General features: G+C 70.8%; 13 protein-coding genes and 1 pseudogene. 4 read left to right on the plus strand and 10 right to left on the minus strand.

Going from position 1 to position 17,622, the window contains the following annotated elements; translation table 11 throughout:
• Positions 1-99: 99 nt before the first annotated feature.
• Positions 100-615, plus strand: a pseudogene (locus tag EV140_RS13620) (GntR family transcriptional regulator); the annotation flags it as partial.
• 180 nt (positions 616-795) lie between these two features.
• Here the strand turns inward: EV140_RS13620 and EV140_RS07595 are convergent.
• Positions 796-2,286: a xylulokinase gene (locus EV140_RS07595; RefSeq protein ID WP_130282641.1), complete on the minus strand. Its 1,491-nt coding sequence runs from the start codon at positions 2,284-2,286 to the stop codon at positions 796-798.
• Between the two features lie 143 nt (positions 2,287-2,429).
• On the minus strand, positions 2,430-3,620 hold the full coding sequence (gene xylA / locus EV140_RS07600) for a xylose isomerase (protein ID WP_130282643.1): 1,191 nt from the start codon (positions 3,618-3,620) through the stop codon (positions 2,430-2,432).
• 109 nt (positions 3,621-3,729) lie between these two features.
• Between xylA and EV140_RS07605 the strand changes: the two genes are divergently transcribed.
• The 3 genes from EV140_RS07605 to EV140_RS07615 are packed head-to-tail and all read left to right on the plus strand — an operon-like array spanning position 3,730 to position 7,002.
• Positions 3,730-4,944, plus strand: coding sequence for an ROK family transcriptional regulator (locus tag EV140_RS07605; protein ID WP_241971363.1), 1,215 nt, complete (start codon positions 3,730-3,732; stop codon positions 4,942-4,944).
• A 23-nt stretch (positions 4,945-4,967) separates the two neighbouring features.
• A complete protein-coding gene (locus EV140_RS07610; RefSeq protein WP_130282645.1) occupies positions 4,968-6,005 on the plus strand; it encodes a LacI family DNA-binding transcriptional regulator in 1,038 nt (345 codons plus the stop codon).
• Between the two features lie 22 nt (positions 6,006-6,027).
• Positions 6,028-7,002 carry a prenyltransferase/squalene oxidase repeat-containing protein gene (locus EV140_RS07615; RefSeq protein ID WP_096420344.1) on the plus strand — a complete coding sequence of 325 codons (975 nt, stop codon included), beginning with the start codon at positions 6,028-6,030 and terminating at the stop codon, positions 7,000-7,002.
• 19 nt (positions 7,003-7,021) lie between these two features.
• Here EV140_RS07615 and EV140_RS07620 read toward each other — a convergent pair whose 3' ends face one another.
• The 8 genes from EV140_RS07620 to EV140_RS07655 form a co-directional block, all read right to left on the minus strand.
• On the minus strand, positions 7,022-8,278 hold the full coding sequence (locus EV140_RS07620) for an endo-1,4-beta-xylanase (RefSeq protein WP_130282647.1): 1,257 nt from the start codon (positions 8,276-8,278) through the stop codon (positions 7,022-7,024).
• A complete protein-coding gene (locus tag EV140_RS07625; RefSeq protein ID WP_130282649.1) occupies positions 8,275-10,650 on the minus strand; it encodes a beta-xylosidase/alpha-l-arabinosidase in 2,376 nt (791 codons plus the stop codon). Before EV140_RS07625 ends, EV140_RS07620 begins: the two co-directional genes overlap by 4 nt.
• The gene (locus EV140_RS07630; protein WP_130282651.1) at positions 10,647-11,561 is read right to left on the minus strand and encodes a carbohydrate ABC transporter permease; all 915 of its coding nucleotides are present in this window, start codon (positions 11,559-11,561) and stop codon (positions 10,647-10,649) included. The genes EV140_RS07625 and EV140_RS07630 overlap by 4 nt, the downstream gene beginning before the upstream one ends.
• 4 nt (positions 11,562-11,565) lie before the next feature.
• Complete coding sequence (locus EV140_RS07635; protein WP_130282653.1) at positions 11,566-12,549, minus strand: carbohydrate ABC transporter permease; 984 nt, start codon at positions 12,547-12,549, stop codon at positions 11,566-11,568.
• 5 nt (positions 12,550-12,554) lie between these two features.
• On the minus strand, positions 12,555-13,886 hold the full coding sequence (locus EV140_RS07640) for an ABC transporter substrate-binding protein (protein ID WP_130282655.1): 1,332 nt from the start codon (positions 13,884-13,886) through the stop codon (positions 12,555-12,557).
• 187 nt (positions 13,887-14,073) lie between these two features.
• A complete protein-coding gene (locus EV140_RS07645) occupies positions 14,074-15,024 on the minus strand; it encodes a 1-phosphofructokinase family hexose kinase (RefSeq protein ID WP_130282657.1) in 951 nt (316 codons plus the stop codon).
• A 53-nt stretch (positions 15,025-15,077) separates the two neighbouring features.
• A complete protein-coding gene (locus EV140_RS07650) occupies positions 15,078-16,523 on the minus strand; it encodes an aldehyde dehydrogenase (NADP(+)) (RefSeq protein ID WP_130282659.1) in 1,446 nt (481 codons plus the stop codon).
• Positions 16,520-17,617 (minus strand): mandelate racemase/muconate lactonizing enzyme family protein, encoded by a 1,098-nt coding sequence (locus tag EV140_RS07655; RefSeq protein WP_130282661.1) that lies wholly within the window; start codon positions 17,615-17,617, stop codon positions 16,520-16,522. The genes EV140_RS07650 and EV140_RS07655 overlap by 4 nt, the downstream gene beginning before the upstream one ends.
• Positions 17,618-17,622: the final 5 nt, after the last annotated feature.

The raw sequence follows: 17,622 nt of genomic DNA on the forward strand, positions 1-17,622 counted from the left end.
AGCGAGCGAAAGAATTCGCGCTCGTGCACTTGTATAACAGCCCGCTGGTGTCGCCTTCGTGAGCAGTGAAGCCCTTACGTGACGCGGCTACCCGACTCCGTGTACGAGGCGCTGCGCAAGAGCATCCTGACCCAGCGCGAGGAGCCCGGCGCCCCCGTCACCGAGCAGGCGATCGCCGATCGCTTCGGGGTCGCGCGCCCCACCGCGAAGGCCGCACTCGAAAGACTCGTCGCCGAAGGGCTCCCACGCCGGACCGCGCACAAGACCGCGCGCGTGCCCTCGCTCACGCGCGACGACATCGTAGACCTCTACGCCAACCGCGCCACGCTCGAGGTCGCCGCACTCACCAACCTCGCCACGGCGGTCGCCACCGGCGCGGCGCCCATGTCGCCGGGCGTGCTCACTGCGCAGCGCAAGCTCGCCGACGCGCTCGGCTCGGCCGAGCAGGACACCGCGCCCCTCGCCCGCGCCGACATTGCCTTTCACCGCGCGCTCGTCGAAGCTCAGCGGTCCCCACGACTGGCGCGCCTGCTCGGGCTGCTCATGGGCGAGATCGAACTGTGCACCGGGCAGGTGCAGTCGCATCGGCTGCTCGCACTCGGCGATGTGGTCGACCAGCACCAGGGTATCCTCGACGCCATCGCGCGCGGTGACGTCGAGGCGGCTCGGGCCGCACCGCATCTTGTGTTGAGGTCGCACGCGCTCGGTCGAGGTGCTCACGTCGAGCGCGGGATTGATCGTCAAGGTGACGATCGGCTGGGGTGGCGCGGAGGTGGTCTCGGCCATGGGCCCAGGCTAGCCCTGCGCCGCGTACTGCTCGCGGATCACCGGGTACGGGTCGGCGGGCAGCTCGGCGAAGGTCGCGATGGGCCACAGCGGTCGCGTGCCGCTGAGCGCCCACGCCGCCTGCACGGCCGCACCTCGGGCGACGTACTCCCCCGGCTCGGGGATCGTGATCGGCAGCCCGAGCACCTGAGCGGCGATCGCGCCGACCGCGCGGCTGCGCGCGGCTCCGCCAACAAGGTGGGTGCTCGTGGCCGGCACCCCGAGACCGGTGATCGCATCGAGGCCGTCGGCCAGACCGCACAGCATGCCCTCGATGGCCGCCCGGGCGAGGCTCTCACGCGTGGTGGAAGCGAGAGTCAGGCCGAACAGCGTTGCCGTGGCGTCGGGCAGGTTGGGGGTGCGCTCGCCCTCGAAGTAGGGCTGCAGGACGAGGCCGTCGGCGCCAGGCTCAGCGGCGAGGGCCAGCTCAGCCAGGCCGTCGTGATCCACGCCCAACAGGCGGGCGATGACGTCGAGCACGCGCGCGGCGTTGAGCGTCGCGACCAGCGGAAGGTGGGCGCCGCCCGCGTCGGCGAACCCAGCGACGGTGCCCGACGCATCCGCCACCGGTTCGGCGCTCACAGCGAAGACGGTGCCGCTCGTGCCGATCGAGACGACCACATCGCCCTGGCCCGCGCCGAGGCCCAGGGCCGCGGCGGCGTTGTCGCCCGCGCCCGCTCCGACGACCGTGCCGACGGGAACGGTCAACAACTCAGGACTACTGGCGTCGACCGCGACCGAGTCGCCCGGCCCGAGTACCCGCGGCAGCACCACGGCATCGGATTGTCCTGAGTTGTTGACGCGCTCCGAGGTGTGGACACGCGCAGGGTCGGCGACGCGAGCGGGGCGGCCGAGCGCGCGCTCAAAGAGGTCGAGGTCGTACTCATCGGTTGCGGCCGAGAAGTAGGCGGTGCCGCTCGCATCCGACCGGTCGGTGACGAGCTCGTCGAGGGCGGGGCCGAGCGGGCTCTCGCCCTCGGGGCCGTAACCGCGCAGTCGCCAGGTCAGCCAGTCGTGCGGCAGGGCGACCGCGGCGACGCGTGCGGCGTGGTCCGGCTCGGCGTCGCGCAGCCAGCGCAGTTTCGTCGCCGTGAAGGAGGCAACGGGCACGACGCCGACGCGGCGGGCGTACTCCTCGGCCCCGACCTCCTCGATCAGGTCGGTGGCGGCAGCGGCGGAGCGCGTGTCGTTCCAGAGCAGGGCGTCGCGGATGACGCGACCCTGCGCATCCAGCACCACCATGCCGTGCTGCTGGCCGCCGATCGCGATCGCGGCCACGTCGGCCAGGCCGCCCGCGTCACTGGCTGCCGCGCGCAGGGCAGCCCACCAGGCGGCGGGGTCGACTTCAGTGCCCTCCGGATGCGCGGCGCGGCCCTCGCGAACCGTCGCGCCCGTCTCGGCGTCGACAATCAGGATCTTGCAGCTCTGCGTCGAGGAGTCGACGCCGGCGACGAGGGTCATGCGGTTCTCCTGGAGGTGCGGCGGTGCACGGTTCGAGGCGGGATGCGCGGAGTGGGCCGGGAAGGCCGGCTACGGTCGGCTGAACGGTGCTGTCGCGCGGCCGGCCCACCCGGGGTCGTGGTGGCGGTGGTGTCGAGCCTGCCCTAGCGGGCACCCATGAGGTGCTCGGTGGCGAGCTGCTGCAGGCGCACAAACCCGAATCCGCGGCCGTTGAAGTAGGCGCTCGGGTCGAACTCTTCGTAGGCCGAGGTGTCGGCGAGCAGGGCGTCGATCGACTCGCCCTCGCCGAGGGTCGGCTGCGACAGCTCGGCGACGCGGGCGGCGGCGAGCGCCTCCTGCACCTCCGGGTCGGCACGGAAAGCGGCGGCGCGCTCCTTCAGAAGGAGGTAGGTGCGCATGTTGGCCTTGGCCGACTCCCACACGCCGGTCTCGTCTTCGGTGCGCGACGGCTTGTAGTCGAAGTGGCGGGGGCCGTCGTAGGCCGATCCGCCGTTGGGCCCGCCGTTTTCGAGCAGGTCGACGAGCGAGAACGCGTTGTGCAGGTCGCCGTGTCCGAAGACGAGGTCTTGGTCGTACTTGATGCCGCGCTGGCCGTTCAGGTCGATGTGGAAGAGCTTGCCCGCCTCGAGCGCCTGCGCGATGCCGGCCGTGAAGTTGAGGCCCGCCATCTGCTCGTGCCCGACCTCGGGGTTGAGGCCCACGAGCTCGGGGTGCTCGAGCGTTTCGATGAACGCCATGGCGTGCCCGACGGTTGGCAGCAGGATGTCGCCGCGCGGTTCGTTCGGCTTCGGCTCGATCGCGAAGCGAATGCCGTACCCCTTATCGGTGACGTACTGCGTAAGGATGTTGACGGCCTCGCGGTAGCGCTCGATCGCGGCGCCGACGTTCTTGGCGCTGTCGTATTCGGCGCCCTCACGGCCACCCCACATGACGAAGGTGTGCGCGCCGAGCTCCGCGGCGAGGTCGATGTTGCGCAGCACCTTACGCAGCGCGAAGCGACGCACGGCGCGGTCGTTGGACGTGAATCCACCGTCCTTGAAGACGGGCGCGCTGAACAGGTTCGTGGTGATCATCGGCACCTGGATGCCCGTAGCGGCTTTCGCTTCGATCAGGCGGTCGATCTGCTTCCGCCGGTCGGCGTCGGACGAGCCGAACGCGAACAGGTCGTCGTCGTGCAGCGTGAGGCCGTACGCGCCGAGCTCGGCGAGCTTCTCGACGACGTGTACGACGTCGAGCGGTGCGCGGGTGGGGCCGCCGAAGGGGTCGGCACCGTTGTAGCCGACGGTCCAGAGGCCGAAGGTGAACTTGTCTGCGGGGGTGGGCGTCGGGGCCATGGTGGCGTTGTCCTCCAGTGCGCGGGCGCGTCACTGCGACACCGCGGGATGTATTTGTTGGTTGACACAACGTATCACGCGCGAGACGATTACCGCCAGACTGGAACGCATGACCCCGAGGAAGCCGACCACCATGGATGCTGGAGCGCTGCGCCGCCGCAATCTGTCGGCCGTGCTCGACCTCGTGCACCGCCACGGCGGCGTTACCCGCGCCGACCTCACCCGGGCACTCGGGCTCAACCGCTCCACCATCGGAGACCTCGTCGCGGTGCTCGTCGAGCACGGCTGGGTCGACGAGCGCGACGACGCTCCCCGCTCGGGTGTTGGTCGCCCGAGCCCCCGCGTCGCCCCGAGCGACACCCGCGTCGTCGCGGCCGTCAACCCCGAGCTCGACGTCGTCGACGTGGCGCTCGTCTCGCTGGGCGGACAGATCGTCGCCCGGCGCCGCGTCGACCTCGACCACGTGCCGACCGTCGCCGAGACCGTCACCCTGACTTCTCACACCGTGCGCGAACTCGCGGCCGACAACCCCGGCGTCGAGGTGCTCGCCGCCGGCGTCGCCGTGCCCGGCCTCGTGCGCGGCCGCGACGGCCACGTGCGCCTCGCCCCGCACCTCGGGTGGCGCGAGGAACCGCTCGCCGCCCCGCTCTCCGTCGCCCTCGGGATGCCCGTGGCCGCATCCAACGACGCCCACCTCGGCTGCCGGGCCGAGCAGACGTTCGGCGCCGGGGTGGGCACCGGCACGATGTTGTACCTGAACGGCGGCCCCTCCGGCATCGGTGGCGGCCTCGTCGTCGACGGCCGTCCGATGGACGGCACGGCCGGCTACGCCGGGGAACTCGGACACCTTGGGCTCGACCCGGAGGGGCCCGCGTGCGCCTGCGGTGCGCGCGGCTGCCTCGAAGCGCTCGCGCCTCGCGACGCGCTCGTGCAGGCGGTCGGCCTCGAGCATCCCGATGACGACGCCCTCGAGGCGGCGCTGGTGGCGGCCGTCGCGGACGAGGTCGGCGGCGACGCGGCCCGCGCCGAGGTCGCGCGGCAACTGCGCTGGCTCGGCATTGCGTTGCGGGGCGCCATTAACCTGCTGAACCCCGAACGGATTGTGCTCGGCGGCCACCTCGCCGCGTTGTGGCGCTGTGCCGACGAGTCTCAGCGCGCATCCCTGATCGCGGATGCTTTGCCCGCGTCGGCCGCGGAGGTCACGATCGAGCCGGCCGCGCTCGGCTCGCAGCGGCTGTTGATCGGGGCCGCCGAGCTCGCATGGGATGGCCTCATCGCCGCTCCGATCGACGCCGTGCAGGGCGCCGCCGTCGCGACTGCGTAACTTTCGGGAGTACGCTTCGAAACATGTCGACCACTGCCGAATCCGCCGCACCGCGCGTCACGCTGTCCGACGTCGCGGCGGAAGCCGGGGTGTCGCTCGCCACCATCTCCAAGGTGCTCAACGGGCGGCCTGACGTCTCGCCGTCGACGCGCGCCCGCGTCGAGGTTCTGCTCGCCGAGCACGGCTACCAGAGGCGCACCGGCGCGACGACGACGAAGGCCGAGCTGGTGGAACTCGTGTTCCACGAACTCGACCGCATTTGGTCGATGGAACTCATCGACGGCGTCGAGTCGGTCGCGAAAGAGCAGGGGCTGAGCGTCGTGCTCACGGTCACGGGCGACCGCCACTCCCCCGGCAGCGAGTGGCTCGAGGGCGTGCTGCGCCGCCGCCCGGCCGGAGTTGTTCTGGTCTTCAGCGACCTTCCGCCCGAACTGCGCGAACGCCTGCGCTCGCGCGCCATCCCGTTCGTGATCGTCGACCCCGCCGGCGACCCCTCGCCCGACGTGCCCTCGGTCGGGTCGGCGAACTGGTCGGGCGGCCTCGCCGCCACCCGCCACCTCATCGAACTCGGTCACCGACGCATCGCCGCCATCACCGGCCCCGCCGACATGATGTGCTCACTCGCCCGCCTCGACGGCTACCGCTCGGCCATGAACTCGGCGGGGCTCGAGATCGCGAACGAGTGGGTGCGTTTCGGCGACTTCCACGTCGAGGGCGGCCGAGCGCAGGCGATGGCGCTGCTCGACCGACCCGAGCACGAGCGGCCGACCGCGATCTTCGCGGGCAGCGACCTGCAGGCGCTCGGCACGTTGGAGGCGGCACGCTCGCTCGGCTTGACCGTGCCCCGCGACCTGTCGATCGTCGGCTACGACGACATTCCCGTGAGCCGCTGGGTGAGCCCGCGGCTGACGACCGTGCACCAGCCGCTACGCCAGATGGGCGTCGAGGCGGCGAAGCTCGTGCTCGCGGCGGCGCGCGGCGAGGATGCTCCTGGCACCCCCCGCATGGACCTCGCGACAAGCCTCGTGGTGCGCGATTCAACAGCCCCTCCCGCGCGCTGAGCGCAGCCACTACGGTGGGGCGATGGCCCGCGACGCGCACGATTGGCTCATCAAGGTCGACCCGTCGATGGAGTGGCAGGTGCTGCGCGACCTCGACGGCGAGCCGAAAGAGCGGTACCTGATCGCGCGGGCGCGCATCCCCCACTCAGGCTGGGGCGAGGCGCTGCTGAAGGCGCAACGGCCTGACGGCTCGTGGGCCGCAGACGAGCCGACCGGCTGGGCCGATTCGCCCGACGGGTCAGCCACGTACGCGCTCGCCATCCTGCGCCTGTTCCAGATCGACCCCGCCGACTCGGCGGTGCGCGACGCCATCGACCGCGTGCGCGAGAAGGTCACCTACATCTACCAAGACCGCATCCCCTACTTCGGCGGCGAGACCGAGGTGTGTGTCAACGGCATGGTGCTCGCCAACGCCGGCTACTTCACCGTCGACGACGACGGGCCAGCGCGCATCGCCGACCGGCTACTCGGCCAGCAGCAACCCGACGGCGGCTGGAACTGCGACGCCCCCGGTAGTCGCCGCGGCTCGTTCCACTCGACCCTGTGCGTTCTCGAGGGCCTGCTCGAATGGAACCGGTGGCGCCCCGATCCGCGCCTGCGCGAAGCCCTCGACACCGGCATCAGCTACCTCATGGACCGCGGCGCCATGCACCGGCTGTCGACCGGCGAGATTGTCGACGAGGCGTTCTTACAACCCGCCTCACCACCCGGCTGGCACTACGACATCGTGCGCGCACTCGACTTCCTTCGTGACGCCGGCGTCGAAGCCGACGAACGCCTCGACGCCGCAATCGACCACCTCGAGTCGCTGCGTACGCCGGAGGGTCGCTGGGCTCAGGGCGCGCTGCATCCCGGGCTCGACGGCGAGCGAGAGCGCGAGCACTGGGCAACCCTCGCGCCCGGCGTCGGCGAGGCCGTCGGCGACGACAGTCCGGTGATCACCCTCCGGGCGTTGCGCATCCTGCGGTGGGCCGGCCGCGACGGCGACGACAGCTGACGTGACCTGCGCGGCGTGACTACCGCGCGGCCTCGGCCGGGGTGAGCGCGACGCGGGCCGGCGATGAGCCGGTGGTGAGCGTGAGCTCAGCCCGAGCATCCCGAGCCGTGATGGCGTAGTCGCCCGCGAAGCCGGCGACGCGCACCCGGCCCGCGTCGTCAGTGCGCACCGCAGTCGGCGCGACCCACCACTCGCCCTTGATGAGCTTCTTCAGGGCGTCGTAGCCGGGCTTGCGGCGGCCGTCGGCGCGCACGAGGCCGACGGGGGCGCCGAGCCAGGCTCCGCGGTCGGTGATGCCCCAGTAGGTGATCGAGGCGACGTTCGGGTGGCCGACGAGCATGCGGTAGTGCTGCTCGAGCTCGCGAGCCTGCCGCGCCTCCCCCTCGGGGGTCGACGGCCACGCGTCGACGACGTAGTCGTTCAGGTCGACGATGTCGGCCGGCATCAGGTTGCCCGACAGGATCGTCGTCTCGGTGAAGTGCACGGGCAGGCCGAAGCGGCCGAAGCGGTCGGCCAGCTCGAGCAGCTGCGCCCCGCGGAACCCCTGGTGCATGTGGGTCTGCACGCCGACCCCGTCGAGCCGCACGCCCGCCTCGAGCACCTGCTCGATGAGGCGCTCGTAGTCGACGCTGAGGTCGAAGTCGTTGAGCAGCAGCCGCACCCCCGGGTCGGATGCGCGGGCTTCGTCGACGGCGAGGCGCACCATCTCGACGCGGCCCAGCTCGCGCGCGAGCCGCGAGACAGAGTTCGGAACGCCGTCCGGCTCGTTGACGAAGTCGGGCATGATGACGACCTCGTTGATCGCGTCCCACTCGTCGATGAGGCCGGCGAAGTTGTGCACCTCGCGGCGCACGCGCTCGCGCACGAGCCGCTCGACCTCGTCGGTCGGCAGCTGATCAAGCCAGCCAGCCTTGACTGTGTGCCAGACGAGCGGGTGGCCCTTCACTCGTACGCCGCGCTCACCGAACCAGCGCGCCGCCTGCTGCAGTCGCGCCGTGTCGGGGCGGCCGCGCTCGGGCTCGAACATGCCCCAGTAGAAGGGCAGCACCGCGAGGTTGAACAGCCCCAGCCAGTCGGCAGCAAGGTGCCGTTCGTCGGCCGTGCCGTTCGCGTGGTCGATCAGGTCGAAGCCGATGCACCCGAACGCGAACTCGTGCCGGGTTTGCTCGATCACGACCTCGGTGTTCGCGAGCGGTTCGCCGTCGGTACCGAGCACGGTGACGTCGGCCTCGCCGCGACGGTGCGCGACGGGGCTCGCCGGGTCGGTCGGGGTCACGCTCCGATCACCTGGAAACGGGCGTGCACGGCGCGGTCGGCGCCGAGTTCACGCACGCCGCCGGTCACCTGCAGGCGGTGCACGAGCGGAATGTCGCCGCTCGACCGCCCGAAGCCCAGCTCGATGGCACCCGGCTCAACGATGCGGCGACCGTCGCGACCGGTGAACCCGAGGAGGTCCATCGGCACGGTGACGGCGACCCGCACGGTAGAACCGGCGGGCACCGTGACGCGCTGGTAGCCGATCAGTCGCTGCACGGGCCGCACGACGCTCGCGACGGGGTCGTGCACGTACAGCTGCACGACCTCGTGAGCGTCGCGGTCGCCGCCGTTGACGAGCCGCATCGACAGCACGGCCTCGCCGTCGGTCGTGACCTGGTGGTCGGGGCTCTCGAGGTCGGTCCACACCACGTCGGCGTAGCCGAGGCCGTGGCCGAACGGGTAGGCGGCGGTCGGGTCGACGTTCGACACGTCGGTCTTCCGCGCCAGCGGCGCCGCGAGGTACGTCGACGGCTGAACGCCCGGGTGGGCGGGGATGCTCACCGGCAAGCGCCCCGCCGGCTCGACGCGGCCGCTGATGACGCCCGTGATGGCGGCGGCCCCTTCTTCGCCGGGGAAGAACGCCTGGATGATCGCGGCGGCCTTCTGGGGAGCGTCGCCGAGCGCGTACGGGCGGCCGGTCAGCAGCACGACCACGGTCGGCGTGCCGGTGGCGAGCACCGCGTCGAGCAGCTGCTGTTGCGCCCCCGGGAGGGACAGGTCTCCCGCGTCGCAGCCTTCGCCGCTCGTTCCACGACCGAACAGACCGGCACGGTCGCCGAGCACGAGGATCGCCACGTCGGCGTTTTTCGCCGTCTCGGCGGCGGTGCCGATGGCGGCGGTGGCGCCGTCATCGATGCCGGTGCCGGCCAGGTGCGTGACGCGGGCGTCCGCGAATTCGGTGCGCACAGCATCCAGCACGGTGTCGATGTGGATGCCCATCTCGACCCCCGGATGCTGGCTCACGACGTGCGTCGGGAACGAATAGCACCCGAGCATCGCGTACCGCTCGTCGGCGTTGGGCCCGATGACGGCGACCCGCTGGGGAGCTGCGAGCGGCAGCAGCCCATCGTTCTTCACGAGGACGATGGACTGCTCGGCCAGGGTGCGCGCGAGCGCCCGGTTCTCGGGGCTGTCGAGGTCGATCGAGCCCCGCACGCTGTCGGCGTCGGTGAACGCGACGTCGCGCAGCGCCTCGGGCACGGGATCGTAGTCGGCCTCGAGCAGGCCGAGCTCGAGCTTCTGGGCGAGCACGCGGCGCAGCGCGGTGTCGACGAGGGCCTCGTCGACGACCCCCTCGTCGATGGCCCGACGCAACGGCTCGCCGAAGGTCTTCACCGTGGGCAGTTCGACGTCGATTCCGGCCTCGAGCGCGGCGCCGGCGGCCTCGGCCCACGAGTCGGCGGTGCCGTGCAGCAACTTGAGGAACGCGATCGCGAAGTAGTCGGCGACGACCGTGCCGGTGAAGCCCCACTCGTCGCGCAGCAGCTCGGTGAGGAGGCGACGGTCAGACGCCGAGGGCACGCCGTCGAGGTCGGTGTACGAGTTCATGACGCTGCGCGCCCCACCCTCGCGCACGGCCATCTCGAACGGCGGCAGCAGCACGTCGGCGAGTTCGCGCGGCCCGACCGACACGGGGGCGAGGTTGCGGCCGGCGCGCGACGCCGAGTACCCGACGAAGTGCTTCAGCGTGGCGACGATGCCGGCGGTCTCGAGGCCCCGCACGTACGCGCTGCCGACCGTGGCGACCAGGTACGGGTCCTCGCCGATCGTCTCTTCGACGCGGCCCCAGCGGGCGTCGCGCACGACGTCGAGCACGGGCGCGAGGCCCTGGTGCACGCCGACCGAGCGCATGTCGGCGCCGATCCGCGTCGCCATCTGCTCGACCAGCTCGGGGTTGAACGTGGCGCCCCACGAGAGCGGAACCGGGTAGGCGGTGGCGCCCCAGGCGGCGAAGCCCGCAAGGCACTCCTCGTGCGCGAGCGCGGGAATGCCGAAGCGGTTCTCGGCGACGATGCGGCGCTGGGTCGTGAGGAGGCTCAGCGCGCCGACCCCCGCATCCACCGGTGCTGTGCCGAACGGGCGCGTCAGCTGCCCGAGCCCGTCGGGCAGTACCTCGTCGAGGTCGATCTCGTCATCGAGGTCGTGCTGGTGCGGGGCGACGTCGCCACCGTCCGCGCCGGCACCGACCCACACGCCGTAGAGCTGGGCGATCTTCTCGCGCAGAGTCATGGCGGCGATGAGCGCCTCGACGCGAGCCTGAGGCTCGAGAGCGCGATCGTGCCAGGGTGCTCCGCCGTCGACGGTGACGGCGGACGGGGTGTGAATGGTCATCCCTTCACTGCTCCTGTCAGCCCGCCAACGATGCGGCGCTGGGCGAGGGTGAAGAACAGCAGGGCGGGCAGCATCGCGATCGACGTGAAGGCGAGCACCCCCGCGGTGTCTTGCGAGTACGCGGTCGAGAAGTACTGCACGCCGACCGGCAGCGTCGCGGTCGCTGGATTGCCCAAGAGCAGCAGCGGGAGCAGGTAGGCATTCCAGCTGGCGACGAAGGCGAGCACGCCGACCGTGATGAGGCCCGGCCACGACAGCGGCAGCAGCACGCGCCAGAAGAACGTGAAGCGACCGGCGCCGTCGATCAGCGCCGCGTCCTCCAACTCGGCGGGAATCGCGCGCAGGAAGGGGACGAGGATGATGATCGTCACCGGGAGGGCGAACGCGATCTGCGGGGCGATCACCGCGAGCAGATTGCCGAGCAGGCCGAACGAGCGGAGCATCGTGAACAGCGGGAGCACCGCAACCGTCAGCGGGAACAGGAGGCCCGCCACGAACACCGAGAACAGGAACGTGCGCCCGTAGAAGTCGTAGCGCGCGATCACGAACGCGGCCATCACGCCGAGGATCACGACACCCCCGGTCGTCGCCACCGCGACGATCGTCGAGTTCGTGAACTGGGTCCAGAAGTTCGGGTCTTGGAACACCCCCAGGTACTTGTCGACCACCCACGGGTCGGGAAGCCCGGCGGGGTCTCGGTTGATTTGCGCGGTCGTGCGGAACCCGCCCAGGATGACGTAGATGACCGGCGCGACCGTGATGCCGCAGATGACGAGAGCGACGATGTACGCGAACGGCGTGGCAAGGTCGCGCTTCTTGCGCCGCGAGGGCGGCGGATCCTCGAGCGAGACGCGGGGGGATCCCGGTGTGGGCGCGTTGGGCGCCGCCCCGGGAGTGAGTGTGGCGGTCATGGGGTTAGCCCCTCGTGATCGCGCCGCGCATGTCGCGACGCAGGACGTAGCGCTGGTAGAGCAGCGCGATGACTAGAGAGACGACGAACAGGATGACGGCGACGGCGCTGCCGTAGCCGATCTGCGAGCGGCCGTTGCCGTACTCGACCATGTAGGTCGCCATCGTTTCGGTGGCGTTCAGCGGACCGCCGCCGGTGAGGATCCACACCATGTCGAAGAGCTGGAGGGACCCGATCATCGACAGGAACGCCCAGATGCGAATGGTCGGCCCGAGCAGCGGCAGGGTGATGTGCCGCTGCGTCTGCCACCAGCTGGCGCCGTCGATCGCGGCCGCCTCGCTGAGCTCTTCCGGCACACCCTGGAGGCCGGCGAGCATGAGGATGATCGCGAAGCCCAGGTACTTCCAGGTGATGACGGCGAAGAGCGTCCAGAAGGCGACGTCGGGGTCGGCGAGCCAGAGTGGCTTGTCGCCCGTCCAGCCGATCGAGGTCAGCATGGTGTCGAGCGGTCCGCCCGGCGGAAGCATGAGGCGGAACGCAAGACCCGCGACGACCTCGCTGAGCACGTAGGGAACGAAGACGAGGGTGCGGATTAGTGCTCGACCGCGCAGGGGGCGGTTGAGCAGCAGCGCGATGCCGATGGCGAGCGGCCCCTGGATGAGCAGCGACAGCACGACGATCAGGAAGTTGTTCGTCATGGCGCCGAGGAAGATGGGATCGCTCAGTGCGCGAATGTAGTTGTCGAAGCCGATGAAGCGGTCGAGGGCGCCGAGACCGTTCCAGTTGAAGAAGCTGTAGACGGCGGCGAGCGCGACCGGCACGAGCACGAACGTCACGTAGACGATCAGTGCCGGGGCGACGAAAATCCAGATCAGCAGGAGCCCGCGCGACTTCTGTCGCGACCGGGATGCACGGGGCAGGGCAGGTGAGGGGGGCACCGGGCCCGCGGCGGTGGCCGCGGACCCGGTGCTCGTGGTGGTGAGGCTCATGAGGGTTACAGCGTCGCCGCGGCGTTCCTCATGTTGTCGACGATCGCCGTGGGCGAGCCCTGGCCGCCGAACAGGTTGACGATGCCCTCGTTCATGGCGCCGCCGACCGTCGGGCCGTAGGCCGTGTCGAGCCACAGCTGCACGTAGGTCGAGGCCTGGAGGCCTTCGAGCACCTGCAGCAGGTTGACGTCGGAGATGCCAGCCTCGGAGCCCGGCGTCACCGGGATACCGGCGCCGATCTCACCGAAGCGGGTCTGCACCTCGACGCTCGTGATGTAGTTCAGCAGGTCGGTGCACTCCGGCGGCGACCACGCGGTGCACGAGAAGCCGTCGCCGCCACCGAGGGCAGCGGTGGCGTCGCCCGCGGCACCGGGGATGGCCGGGAAGTTGAACCAGCCGAGGAACTCCGGCGGGGTGGCGTTCTCGTCGCCGGTCTCCTCCTGGAGGATGCCGCCCATGACGCCCGGGTTCCAGTGGCCCATGAGCTCCATGGCGGCGGCGCCGGTGGCAACCTGGCCGGCCGAGCTACCCGCACCCTGCTGGGCGCTGGTGGCGAGGAAGCCGGGGTTGAACGGCTCGGAGGCGATGAACTCCTCGAGCAGAGCGCCAGCCTCTTCGAAGCACGGGTCGTCGAAGGTGTAGGAAACCTGGGCCTCCTGCAGGATCTCCGGCGAGCACGACTTCAGTACGAAGTGGTACCAGTAGTGCGCGGCGGGCCAGCCGTCGCCGGCGCCGACGGCGATCGGCACGATGCCGGCAGCCTTGAGCGCCTCGATGGCGTCGTAGAGCTCGTCGAGGGTTTCGGGCGTGCCCTCAATGCCTGCCTCGGCGAAGAGCTCGGTGTTGTACCAGAAGCCCGAGATGCCGAAGTTGAAGGGCAGGCCGTAGGTCGCGCCGTCGAACTGCCAGGGGGCGACGACGCCGCCCATCTGGTCGACCCGCTCGCTCACCTCAGCGCTGATGTCCTTGACGAAGCCGGCCTCGACCTGGGCGGCCAGCTCGCCGGCACCCCACTGCTGGTAGAGGTCGAGCCCGCCGCCGGTGCGCAGCTGGTTCGGAATGAGGGTGCGCTGCAGCTCCTCGTTCTGGTAGGCGGTTACGTCGACGCGAACGCCGGGGTTGGCCTCTTCGAACTCGGCGGCAACGTCTTCCCAGAAGCCCAGCAGGGGCTCACCCGTTCCGTTGTGCCACCAGGTCAGAACGACCTCGTCGCCGCTGCCCGAACCGCCGTTGCCACCGGTGCCGGGGTCGGCACTCGGGGAGCACGCGGCGAGGGCGCCGATGGTGAGGCCGGAGAGGGCAATTGCCGCCCAGCGCCTCGGTGCTCGTCTGTTCATCTTTGAACCTCTCGAAAGTTTCGGCTTCAGTGCCGAAAGTGATGGGGACGGTTCGACTATAGGTCGGCGTTCGTTTGTGGTCAAGCACAACATATTTCAAAGCGGTAACGGCTGGGTCGCGGCATTCCGGCGCGAAAGGTTGCGAGCATCCTCGCGAAAGAGACGCGATCGGGATGCGCGGGGCTCGTCAGGCGGCGAGGCTCGCTTCCAGCCGCAGCACGTCGTCGGCGTGACACAGCTCGGTCGCCTCGGTCATCGCGGTCGCCGCACCGCAGGCGACGCCCGCTCGGAAGGCATCGGCGAGCGAGCGTCCCTCGGCCAGGCGCAGCACCATGCCGGCGAGGAACGAGTCGCCCGCCCCCACCGTCGAGCGCACCTCGATCGAGGGCGGGCTGAGCCGCAGCGTTTCGTCGCGCGTCGCGAGCACCGCGCCCGCGCCGCCCAGGGTCAGCGCCACCACCTCGACGCGGCCGCGCCGGACGAGCTCCTCGGCCGCGGCAATGCGCTCGTCGATGGTCGCGAGCGTCGCGCCGACGAGTTCGCCCAACTCGCGCCCGCTCGGCTTGATCAGGTACACGCCCTCGTCGAGCGCCGCGGCGAGCGCCTCTCCCGAGGCGTCGACAACCACGCGTGCGCCGGAGCCGTGGGCCGCGTGCGTCACCCGCGCGTAGTAGTCGTCGGGAACGCCGGGAGGCAGTGACCCGCTCGGCACGACATACCCGCCGTGCCGTGCCGCCGAAACGGTGGCATCGAGCGCGGCCTGCCACTCGGCCTCGATCAGCTCGGGGCCCTGCAATACGAAGCGGAACTGCTTGCCCGTCGACGTCTCGTCGATCGTGATGTTCTCGCGGGTGGACCCGGCGATCGGCACTGCCCGTCCGACGATGCCCTCGGCCTCGAGCAGTTGCCGGTACGCCTGCCCGGTCGGGCCGCCCACCGCGTAGATCGCCGTCGACTGGCCTCCGAGTCGCGCGATGACGCGGCTGACGTTGACTCCCCCGCCGCCCGGGTCGAGCCGGCTCGGGCCGCAGCGCATCTTGTGCTCGGGCATGACCGACGCGGTCGACGTGCTCACGTCGAGCGCCGGATTGATCGTCAGCGTCGTGATCGGCAGCGGCGGGGCGGGATGCTCGGACATGCTCTCCAGGCTAGTGAAGGCGGGTGTCGCGCGGCAGGCCCCAACGCGAGCGCTCAGTCGACGCGGAGGACGCCGTCGATCCGGCGGGGAATGCCAGCGGGCGCATCCCGCAGCTCAGCGGGAAGGACCGCCTCCGGTGCCGTCTGAAATGCCAGCGGTCGCAGGAAGCGGCGAATTGCGGTCGCCCCGACCGAGGTGAACAGCGAGGTCGTCGCCGGGTAGGGCCCGCCGTGCTGCTGCGACCACGCAACGGCGACGCCGGTGGGCCAGCCGCCGAACAGCACGCGGCCTGCGGATTCTTCCAGCTCAGCGATCAGAGCGCCAAGGTGCGCCGCCTCGCCGTCTGCGGCGTGCAGCGTTGCGGTGAGCCCGCCGGGCAACCGCGTGATTGCATCGGCCAGGTCGGCGTCGCCGTCGTGCTCGACCACAACGACGGCAGGGCCGAAGCACTCCTCACGGACGGCCGAATCGTCGGCGCGTAGGGCGGCCGTGTCGGTATTGAAGACGAGGGGCGCCTGACCGTCACCCACGTCGGACTCCGGGTCACTCACACGAACAACACCGGGCTGTTCAGCGATGGCCGCGGCGCCGGAGCGGAAGCCGTCCTGAATACGGTCCATGAGCATCCGTTGAGGGGCGACAGCGTCCGCCGCGGCGGCGACGTCACCGGCGAAACCCGAGCCGCGTGGCACAAAAACGAGACCCGGCTTCGTGCAGAACTGGCCGGCGCCTAGCGTGAACGACTGCACGAGACCGTCAACGAGCTCGGCTCGCCGCTCCGCGAGCGCATCGGCCGTGATGACGACAGGGTTCAGGCTGCCGAGCTCCCCGTAGAACGGAATCGGAGTGGGGCGTGAGCTGGCCAGGTCGAAGAGCGCGCGACCGCCAGGAATCGACCCCGTGAAGCCCACCGCACGTGTCTCGGGGTGCAGCACGAGCGCTGTCGCGTCCTCCCGACCCTCAACGGTGGCGAGGATCCCGGAGGGTGCGCCGGCCTCGATGACCGCCGTGCGCATCCGGTCAGCGACGCGGTGCGAGAGCTCGGGGTGCCCCGGGTGGATCTTGACGATCACCGGGTTGCCTGCGGCGAGAGCAGAGGCCGTGTCGCCGCCCGCGACCGAGAAGGCGAACGGAAAGTTTGAGGCGGCGAACACCGCGACCGGTCCGATCGGCACGAGCATGCGCCGCAGATCCGGAATCGGCGGGGTTGCGGACGGGTCCGGATGATCGATGGTCGCCTCGAGGTACGCACCGTCGGTGATCACCTCGCCAAAGAACCGCAGCTGGCTGCTCGTGCGGGCCAACTCACCGCGCAGGCGCTGCTCGGGCAGCCGCGTCTCGCGCCCGGCGATCTCGACGAGCGCCTCGGCGTCGGCGTCGAGTGCGTCGGCGGCCGCGGCAAGCCAGGCGGCGCGGGAGGCGCGGTCGCTGCGTCGCAGCTCGCGGAAGGCCGCGACGGCGTTCGTCATCACGGCGGTCAGGTATGCGGAGGCGGTCATGCGAGTCCCTCCCGGGGATCACGGTCGGTGGCGGGGCGGAAGGCGAGGCCGAGACCGGTGCGCGCGGTGCTGCGGGCAACGCCCGTGGCGATCGACACCGGAGAGTCGGCGTCGAGTACCCCGAGCTCGGCGAGCGACGCACCCTCGACGGCTTCCACGCACTCGACGGCGGGCACCGCGAGCGCGAGCGGCACGCTGAGCTCGGGCAGCAGATGGGGCGCCAGTCGCACGCCCGCGTCGGAGGCGATGCGTGCAATCTGCAGAAACGGCGTGATGCCGCCGATGCGCACGACGTTCGGCTGGGCGACGCCGACGGTGCCGGAGGCGATGAGATCAGCGAAGCGGTGCACGGTGTGCAGGTTTTCGCCGACCGCGAGCGGAATCGGGCTGTGGCGCGCAAGCTCGCGGTGGCCAAGCGAATCGTCGGCCCGCAGCGGCTCCTCCAGCCAGTCAATGTCGTACTCGGCGAGCGCGTGAGCCGCGATGATGGCCTGCTCGAGCCGCCAGCGCTGGTTCGCGTCAACACGAAGGGCAACGTCCGGGCCGATCGCCTCGCGCACGGCGGCGACACGGGCCACGTCATCGTCGAGGGACGGTAAGCCGACCTTGATCTTGACCGCGCGATTGCCCGCGTCCACAAATCGCCGCGACTGCGCGACCAGCTCGTCGGTCGAGTAGTGCAGGTTGATTCCCGAGCCGTAGGCCACGACCTCGTCGCGGTGGCGACCGATCTCGTCGGCGAGCGGGCGCCCTGCGGAGCGGGCACGCGCATCCCACAGGGCGATGTCGATGCCTGCCAGGGCGATCGAGGTGATGCCCCCTCCCCCGGCTTCGTGCACCTCCTCCCACAGGGCGATCCACAGCGACTCGGGCTCGGCGGGCCGCCCGAGCGCGCGGGGAACGAGCTCGTCGCGCAGAAACGCGTGCACGGCGCTCGCGCCGATATGGGGGGTCCAGCTGAAGCCCGTGCCGGCAGTGCCGTCGTCGAGCAACACGTCGACCACGATGACGTGATTTCCCGTGACGTCGGTGGCCCACGGCCGGCCGAGCTCACCACGAAGCCACCGCAATCGGATGCTGTCGATGCGCGCCACGACGG

This window comes from Microcella alkaliphila, assembly GCF_004216855.1.
Taxonomy (GTDB): domain Bacteria; phylum Actinomycetota; class Actinomycetes; order Actinomycetales; family Microbacteriaceae; genus Microcella; species Microcella alkaliphila.

Bases quoted from the DNA above. Each gene is read 5' to 3' on its own strand.
- EV140_RS07595 (WP_130282641.1), bottom strand. From the start codon at position 2,286: ATGACCCTCGTCGCCGGCGTCGACTCCTCGACGCAGAGCTGCAAGATC.
- xylA (WP_130282643.1), bottom strand. From the start codon at position 3,620: ATGGCCCCGACGCCCACCCCCGCAGACAAGTTCACCTTCGGCCTCTGG.
- EV140_RS07605 (WP_241971363.1), top strand. From the start codon at position 3,730: ATGACCCCGAGGAAGCCGACCACCATGGATGCTGGAGCGCTGCGCCGC.
- EV140_RS07610 (WP_130282645.1), top strand. From the start codon at position 4,968: ATGTCGACCACTGCCGAATCCGCCGCACCGCGCGTCACGCTGTCCGAC.
- EV140_RS07615 (WP_096420344.1), top strand. From the start codon at position 6,028: ATGGCCCGCGACGCGCACGATTGGCTCATCAAGGTCGACCCGTCGATG.
- EV140_RS07625 (WP_130282649.1), bottom strand. From the start codon at position 10,650: ATGACCATTCACACCCCGTCCGCCGTCACCGTCGACGGCGGAGCACCC.
- EV140_RS07630 (WP_130282651.1), bottom strand. From the start codon at position 11,561: ATGACCGCCACACTCACTCCCGGGGCGGCGCCCAACGCGCCCACACCG.
- EV140_RS07635 (WP_130282653.1), bottom strand. From the start codon at position 12,549: ATGAGCCTCACCACCACGAGCACCGGGTCCGCGGCCACCGCCGCGGGC.
- EV140_RS07640 (WP_130282655.1), bottom strand. From the start codon at position 13,886: ATGAACAGACGAGCACCGAGGCGCTGGGCGGCAATTGCCCTCTCCGGC.
- EV140_RS07645 (WP_130282657.1), bottom strand. From the start codon at position 15,024: ATGTCCGAGCATCCCGCCCCGCCGCTGCCGATCACGACGCTGACGATC.
- EV140_RS07650 (WP_130282659.1), bottom strand. From the start codon at position 16,523: ATGACCGCCTCCGCATACCTGACCGCCGTGATGACGAACGCCGTCGCG.